This is a genomic window from Halomonas sp. 328 (genome assembly GCF_015645095.1).
GTDB lineage: Bacteria > Pseudomonadota > Gammaproteobacteria > Pseudomonadales > Halomonadaceae > Bisbaumannia.
The window spans coordinates 92,516-99,050 of record NZ_JADOTW010000016.1 but is presented as its reverse complement, the minus strand read 5'-3'; the positions used below and the strand labels follow the sequence as shown (position 1 = coordinate 99,050).

General features: G+C 68.6%; 8 protein-coding genes. All 8 read right to left on the bottom strand.

Annotated elements, in window-relative coordinates; all coding sequences use genetic code 11:
• Positions 1–79 precede the first annotated feature (79 nt).
• The 8 genes from IHD13_RS10015 to IHD13_RS09980 are packed head-to-tail and all read right to left on the bottom strand — an operon-like array spanning position 80 to position 6,519.
• Positions 80–271: a 2-hydroxymuconate tautomerase gene (locus IHD13_RS10015; RefSeq protein WP_195860902.1), complete on the bottom strand. Its 192-nt coding sequence runs from the start codon at positions 269–271 to the stop codon at positions 80–82.
• 11 nt (positions 272–282) lie between these two features.
• Positions 283–1,239, bottom strand: coding sequence for a PDR/VanB family oxidoreductase (locus tag IHD13_RS10010; RefSeq protein ID WP_195860901.1), 957 nt, complete (start codon positions 1,237–1,239; stop codon positions 283–285).
• 24 nt (positions 1,240–1,263) lie between these two features.
• Complete coding sequence (locus tag IHD13_RS10005; RefSeq protein WP_195860900.1) at positions 1,264–2,007, bottom strand: SDR family NAD(P)-dependent oxidoreductase; 744 nt, start codon at positions 2,005–2,007, stop codon at positions 1,264–1,266.
• A 21-nt stretch (positions 2,008–2,028) separates the two neighbouring features.
• Positions 2,029–2,505 (bottom strand): aromatic-ring-hydroxylating dioxygenase subunit beta, encoded by a 477-nt coding sequence (locus tag IHD13_RS10000; protein ID WP_195860899.1) that lies wholly within the window; start codon positions 2,503–2,505, stop codon positions 2,029–2,031.
• Between the two features lie 6 nt (positions 2,506–2,511).
• Positions 2,512–3,801 (bottom strand): aromatic ring-hydroxylating oxygenase subunit alpha, encoded by a 1,290-nt coding sequence (locus IHD13_RS09995; RefSeq protein WP_195860898.1) that lies wholly within the window; start codon positions 3,799–3,801, stop codon positions 2,512–2,514.
• Positions 3,802–3,848: 47 nt separating this feature from the next.
• Positions 3,849–4,193 (bottom strand): IacB protein, encoded by a 345-nt coding sequence (locus tag IHD13_RS09990; protein ID WP_195860897.1) that lies wholly within the window; start codon positions 4,191–4,193, stop codon positions 3,849–3,851.
• 38 nt (positions 4,194–4,231) lie between these two features.
• Positions 4,232–5,377, bottom strand: coding sequence for an acyl-CoA dehydrogenase family protein (locus IHD13_RS09985; RefSeq protein ID WP_195860896.1), 1,146 nt, complete (start codon positions 5,375–5,377; stop codon positions 4,232–4,234).
• Positions 5,378–5,394: 17 nt separating this feature from the next.
• Positions 5,395–6,519: an amidase gene (locus tag IHD13_RS09980; protein WP_195860895.1), complete on the bottom strand. Its 1,125-nt coding sequence runs from the start codon at positions 6,517–6,519 to the stop codon at positions 5,395–5,397.
• Positions 6,520–6,535: the final 16 nt, after the last annotated feature.

Here is a 6,535-nt window from a genome sequence, read left to right as displayed (position 1 = left end):
CGAATTTGCCCAGGGCGCGGCGGAAATCTCTCGTATCAAGGCTCATCGGCCATCCTCCAGTGCTGTTGTCGGGCCGGCGTCAGCGTCCCAGCTTCTCGCCGGTGGTGCCGGCGATGCCGTAGTCGCCCTTGGGGATCTCGCTGATGATCACCCGCACGTTCTCCTCGGGGGCATCGACGGAGGTCATGACGGCATCCGTCACCCGGCGAATCAGGGTTTCCTTCTGGGTCTGGGTACGACCCGACATCATGTAGACGTGAACGGTGGGCATGGCGGTTCCTCCTAGAGATCGATGACCAGGCGCTCGCTCTTGGCCCGCGAGCAGCACACCGCCATCTGGTCGTTGTCGGCCTTCTCCTCGTCGTTGAGGAAGTGGTCGCGGTGGTCGGGAATGCCCTCCAGCACATCGCAGATGCAGGTGCCGCAGACGCCCTCCTCGCAGGAGACGTCCACCTTGACCCCGGCGGCCTTGAGGGCCTGGGCGATGGACATGCCCTCCTCCACCCGCACGGTGACGCCGCTGGCCGCGGCCTCCACCTCGAAGGCGCCGCCGCTGGTGTCGACCTCGGCGTTGAAGTACTCGAAGTGCACCCGCCCGCTCGGCCAGCCCGCCTCGCCGGCGGCGCCGATCACCCAGTCCATGAAGCCCGAGGGGCCACAGACGTAGAGGTGGGCGTCGTCGCCCTGGGCGGCAAGCAGGGACTCGATATCCAGGCGCTGCGTCGGCCCCTGGTCGTCGCAGTGCAGCACCAGGGCCTCGCCGAAGGTGGCCTCGAGCTCGTCCAGGAAGGCGGCCTTGTCCCGGGAGCGGCAGCAGTAGTGCAGCTCGAAGGAGCGGCCGGCGGCCTGGAGCGCATGGGCCATGGCGATCATCGGGGTGATGCCGATGCCGCCGCCCACCAGCAGGCTGTGCCCCGCCGAGGCATCCAGGGGGAAGTGGTTGCGCGGCGCGCTGGCCGTGACCTCGACGCCCTCATGGAGGCGCTCGTGCACCGCCCGGGAGCCGCCCCGGGAATCGGGGTCATTGAGCACCCCCAGGCGATAGCGATCGCCCTGGGCGGGGGCATTGCTCAGGGAGTACTGGCGCACCAGCCCCTCGCCCAGGTGCAGGTCGATATGGGCCCCCGCCTCGAAGGGCGGCAGGGCGGAGCCGTCGGCGGCGACCAGCTCGAGCACCGCGATCTCGTCGGTGTGGTCGCGACGCCGGGCGACGCTCAGGGTCAGGGTCTCTTGTGTCATGGTTCGCTCCTCGCCGCCGGGTGGCTAGCGCATGTAGATGCCGCCGTTGATGTCCCAGGTCGCCCCGGTGACGAAGTCGGCCTCATCGCCCAGCAGCCGCGCCACGGTCTTGGCCACGAAGGCCGGGTTGCCCAGGCGCTTGACCGGGATCACCCGCTCGACGATACCCGCCAGCTTGTCGGCGGGCACCGCGGCACGCACCGAAGGCAGGTCCAGGGGACCCGGCGCTACCGCATTGACGGTGACATTGGCCGCCGCCAGCTGGCCGGCGAAGACCTTGGTCAGGGTCAGGATGGCGCCCTTGCTGGCGGCGTAATGGGCACCGGAGGCGGTGCCGCCGTTCTGCCCCGCCAGGGAGGCGATATTGACGATGCGCCCATGGCCGCGGCCGGCGAAGTAGTCGCCGAACACCTGGCAGCCGAAGAAGGTACCGCGCTGGTTGATGGCCACCACGGCGTCGAACTCCTCCGGGGTGATCTCCATCACCGGCGTGGTGGGCGTCATGGCGGCGTTGTTGACCAGGGCGGTGGGCACACCGAGGCGCGCCTCCACCGCCGCCAGGGCCGCGCTGAAGTCTTCCTTGCGGGTCACGTCCAGCGCGAGGGCCAGGGCCCGCTCGCCCGTGGGGTCGAGTTCCCGGGCCAGGCGCTCGGCGCCCTCCCGGTCACGGTCGGTGATGGCCACGCAAAAGCCATCCGCCAGCAGCTGCTCGGCGATGACGCGGCCCAGTCCCTGGGCGGCGCCGGTGATCACGGCGATCGGTTGCATATGCCTCTCCTCAGCAGGGCCTCAGAAGATAAAGGCGACGGTGTTGAGGTGATGGCCGGCATTGATCAGGCGCACCACCTTGGTGTGCAGGCGCAGTCCCTCGGGGGTCTTGGTCAGCCGGTACTCCACGTTGGCGGGGTAGAGCAGCGGCTTGGCCAGGCGCACCTCGCTGAGGAACATGGCGCAGCGCAGCCGGATCTCCTGGTCGCTCTCCTCCAGCAGGCGAAAGCGCGACAGGCTGCGCACCGTGCCCTCCTGGGCCTCGCTGGAGACCGATTCGCCGTTCTGCAGCCGCGCTACCCGCATCTCGCGCATGGCGTGATCGTCGTAGGCGAAGTTGAGGGTATTGGCGAAGTCGGTCTCGTGGATATCCACCGGCACCACATACTTGCCGTCGCGCTCCCAGAGTCCCAGCCAGTCGGCGTAGGCCTTGTGGTCGAGCAGATCGGCCTCGCGGTTGATGAAGTCGATCGCCTGCTGAAACATGCTGTCTGCCATGGTGAGTTACTCCCCTGCCTCGTCGGTCATCAGTCGCTTCCACATCTGGTAGGCGGCGCGCATGCCGGTCTCGGAGCAGACCGCTCCGGCCGGGTTGCCGTCGGCGGAGGGCGCCATGCGCTTGAGGCCACGATTGACCAGGATCCAGCCATCGGGGCCGGCCAGTGAACCCTTCTGCACCCGCTCCCAGCCCTCGGCATCGTCCGGGGTGCCGAAGCCCATGGGGCCCTGGAAGTGCTCGTGAAGGCGCATGCGCATCTGATTGAAAGGTGCCGGGGCCCCGGCGCCGCCGATGGCCACGTGGTGAATCTCGGTCTCCTCGACGCTGATCGGGGTCAGCACCCGGAAGAAGGCCATGGAGCAGGCCACGTTGGGAAAGAGGTTGAGGTTGAAGCCGGTGCCGCCCACGGCGCGCACCAGGCGACGCACCTCGGCCTCCTCATGGCCCTCGCCGCGCAGCGCCTCGGCCAGCTCCGCGAAGCGTTCGGGGATGGGGTCGTCCAGGTTGGCCTCCAGGTCGACCAGCTCGGGAATCATCACCATGACGCTGTGTCCATTGCCCAGATCCTCCACGAAGCCCTCGCCGTCGAGGAAGTCGAAGACCTCGGAGGTCTGGTCATCCAGCGAGGAGATAAAGGACTTGTGGACGATGGGGAAGTGGTAGGCGTCGGTGGTGTTCTCCAGCTGGATCTTCCAGTTGCCGGGGAAGCGGAAGCGGTGATCGCCGAGCACCTGCAGCGGATAGCCGCCGGACTGTTTCATGAAGAGGTCGATCCACTTCCTGGCGCCGCCCAGGAAGGTCTCCAGCGGCTCGGCCTCCTCGTTGAAGGTGGCGAAGATCATGCCCCGGTAGGACTCGTGGCGCAGGCGCTCCAGCGGCAACTCCTGCTTGTCGATGACGCCCTCGTACTCCTCGGCCTTGGGAATGGCGCGCAGCTCGCCATCCAGGGAGTAGCCCCAGCCGTGATAGGGGCAGGTGAAGGCGCGGGTCTTGCCCTTCTTGCCCTCACAGACGGTGGCGCCCCGGTGGCGGCAGCGGTTGAGCAGCACATGGATATTCTTCTTGCGGTCGCGGCTGACGATCACCGGCTGACGACCGATGAAGGCGGTCTTGTAGCTGCCGGCCTCGGCCACTTCGCTCTCGTGGGCCACCCACACCCAGGTCGAGTTGAAGATCCGCTCCAGCTCCTGCTCGAAGATGGCGGGATCGGAGTAGAGGCGCTTGTGGATACGCCCCTCCTCCACCAGGTGGCCGGGGTCGGCGGTGATGTTCTCGATATCGATCAGCTTGTTCATTGTCGTCTCCTTGTCGAATGGTCCGGGTCGGCAGGCGCGGTCACTCCCTAGTCGGGAACGACCAGTTCGCGGCCGATACGGGCCTCGACGCGGGCGTATTTCCACAGCTTGTAGGTGCCGTCCCCCACCGGGGTGGTGCGGAAGAAGTTGCAGGCGGCGACGACGCTCTCGTAGTCCGGGACGTCGGCCATGATGTAGGCGGTCCAGGGGGCGGTGGCGGACGGGCCGACCATGATGCGGTCGTCGTCCATGATTCCCAGGATGGTGACGCCGGGCAGCTCATCGATGCCCTGCATCATCCGGCTGAAAGCCTGCCAGACCTGCTTGCCCTCCTCGGCGGGGGCGTCCATGAAATTCTGGTTGATGCCGATGCAGAAAAGTACGCGATGCATAGGGGTGATCTCCGTTGAGTCGGTGTGGATAACGTCGCTTAGAGGTAGCCCGGCAGGGGCTCATGGCCGAAGAAGATGGCGCCGGCATTCTTCCAGGTGATCTCGCCCATGAAGGCGTGCTGGGTGCAGAGCTGGGAGTCGCGCAGGATCCGCGACAGGGGGTGGCCGTTGTCGGCCCCGGTCATGCCGCTGATCTGGTAGACGTCACGAACCGCCCCGGCGCACTCCTGGGTCAGGTGGGTGGTGGAGAGACGCAGCAGGTTGACCTGGTCGCGGCTCGGCTCGCCCCCGGCCTCGATGGCCGCCCAGGCGGCCTCGGTGCTGTCGTAGAAGAAGGCGCGGGCGGCGCGCACCCTGGCCTCGGCCTTGCCGAGGGCGATCTGCGCATACTCCCGCTCGCCCAGGTTGGGAGCGCCGGTCACCGACTTGCGCCCGCCGGCCATGGCGCGAACGATGTCCAGCGCCTCCCGGGCCAGGCCCAGGGTGGTCACCGCCAGCACCTGGGCGGCGAAGGAGAGCGAGGGGTAACGGAAGAAGGGCGCCTCGATGGTGGGCTTGCCGCCGCGCACGAAGGTCCAGGCCTCCGGCACATAGGCATCCTCGACCACCAGGTCGTGGCTGCCGGTGGCCACCATGCCCAGCATGTCCCAGGTCGGGTCGATCGCCACCCGGTCGCGGGGCAGCACCGCCATGCGTGGCAGGGCCCCCTCCTCGTCGGGCAGGATGCCCACCCCGCACAGCGAAGCCCCCATGCAGCCACTGGCGAACTTCCAGCGCCCCTTGATACGGAAGCCGCGATCGACCCGCTCGGCGGGCTGAGGCGGGAAGATGCCACCGGCGAAGACCACGTCGGGGGAGTCTTTCCACACCTCGGCGATGGTCTCCGGCGGCAGGGCCGCCAGGTAGGCGGGGTTCATGCCGAAGCTCGCCACCCAGCCGGCGGAGCCGTCCGCCGCCGAGATCGCCTCGACCATCTTCAGGAACTCGGCGGGGGACTTCTCGTCACCGCCGTAGCTAGCGGGCACCATGGCGCGATAGACGCCGATGGCCTGGAACTCCTCGATGATGTCCTGGGAGATATGGCGCTGGGCCTCGAACTCCCCGCGGCGCCGGCGAATGGCCGCGAGCAGCGCATCGAAGCGGGCTTCCCCGCCCCACTGGGACTTGTCGACGGTGCTATGCATAAGCAACTCCTGTTGTTTTATTCGGTGGCGTTCGCCCGTGGGGCTCCGGCCAGGAGACGCGCGACCCGACAGAGGCCGGCATCATCGCCGCGCCGCCCCACCAGCTGCAGCGCCAGCGGATACCCCGCCCGGGGTGCCAGCGGCAGGGTCAGGGCGGGGTGTCCGGAGAGGTTGAAGGGCCGCAACAGCGCGGAAATCGTCAGGTCCTGCTCGCCGGCCTCCGCCGCCGCCCGGGTCAGGGGCGCATGGGGCAGGGTCGGCAAGACCAGGGCATCGTGGGTCTCGAGCAGTCGATCCACCTCGGCGGTAAAGGCGCGACGCAGCGCCTCGGCCTCGCGCAGCTCGGCGTCGCTGGTCTGCCCCGCCGCCCGTAACCGCTTGGCCACATCGGCGCCCAGGCGAGCGTCATCGACCCAGGCCGCGCAGGCGTCGAAGGTCTCGCGGTTGATCACCGCCATGGCCGCCCCATAGGCCTCGTCGAGCAGCGCCAGGCTGGCCGGGGCAATGGGGAGCCCCGAGGCGTCGAGGCGTGCGTCCAGTCCGGTCTGGATGGCGTCGTCGGCGGTCACCCGCAGTCGAGCCACCCGGGGAAGGTCCTGGGTCGCCGGGATGACGAAGCGCGGATCCACCGCCGCCATAAAAGCGATCAGTTCCTCGAGATCGGCGGTGATGGGCCCGACGCAGTCGAGGCTGCTGAGCGCCGGCATCACCCCACGACGATCGAGGCGCCCGAAGCTCGGCTTGAGGCCATAGAGGCCGCAGCAGGCCGCCGGCAGGCGGATCGAGCCGCCGGTATCGGTACCGATGCCCACCTCGGCCAGCCCCGCCGCCACCGCCGTCGCCGAACCGCTGGAGGAGCCACCGGGAATCCGCTCGGGAAAGCGCGGGTTCTCGGGGGTACCGGTCCAGGCGTTGAGGCCGGTCATGCCGAAGGCCAGCTCGTGGAGGTTGGCCTTGCCGACGAGGCGATAGCCCGCCGCCAGGCTGCGCTCGACGATCTCCGCATGGCGCTCGGCCGGTGGCGCCTCGGCGAGGGCCGCCGAGCCGGCCCGGGTCGGGTAGCCGGCGATATCGATGCTGTCCTTGACCACCACCCGCTTGGGGCCCTGGCCCAGGGCGAGGGCTTCGATCACCGAGGTCATGGCTCACCCCTTCCTT

Excerpts from the sequence above, each read along its gene's own strand:
- IHD13_RS10015 (WP_195860902.1), bottom strand. The coding sequence starts at position 271 with ATGCCCACCGTTCACGTCTACATGATGTCGGGTCGTACCCAGACCCAG.
- IHD13_RS10010 (WP_195860901.1), bottom strand. The coding sequence starts at position 1,239 with ATGACACAAGAGACCCTGACCCTGAGCGTCGCCCGGCGTCGCGACCAC.
- IHD13_RS10005 (WP_195860900.1), bottom strand. The coding sequence starts at position 2,007 with ATGCAACCGATCGCCGTGATCACCGGCGCCGCCCAGGGACTGGGCCGC.
- IHD13_RS10000 (WP_195860899.1), bottom strand. The coding sequence starts at position 2,505 with ATGGCAGACAGCATGTTTCAGCAGGCGATCGACTTCATCAACCGCGAG.
- IHD13_RS09995 (WP_195860898.1), bottom strand. The coding sequence starts at position 3,801 with ATGAACAAGCTGATCGATATCGAGAACATCACCGCCGACCCCGGCCAC.
- IHD13_RS09990 (WP_195860897.1), bottom strand. The coding sequence starts at position 4,193 with ATGCATCGCGTACTTTTCTGCATCGGCATCAACCAGAATTTCATGGAC.
- IHD13_RS09985 (WP_195860896.1), bottom strand. The coding sequence starts at position 5,377 with ATGCATAGCACCGTCGACAAGTCCCAGTGGGGCGGGGAAGCCCGCTTC.
- IHD13_RS09980 (WP_195860895.1), bottom strand. The coding sequence starts at position 6,519 with ATGACCTCGGTGATCGAAGCCCTCGCCCTGGGCCAGGGCCCCAAGCGG.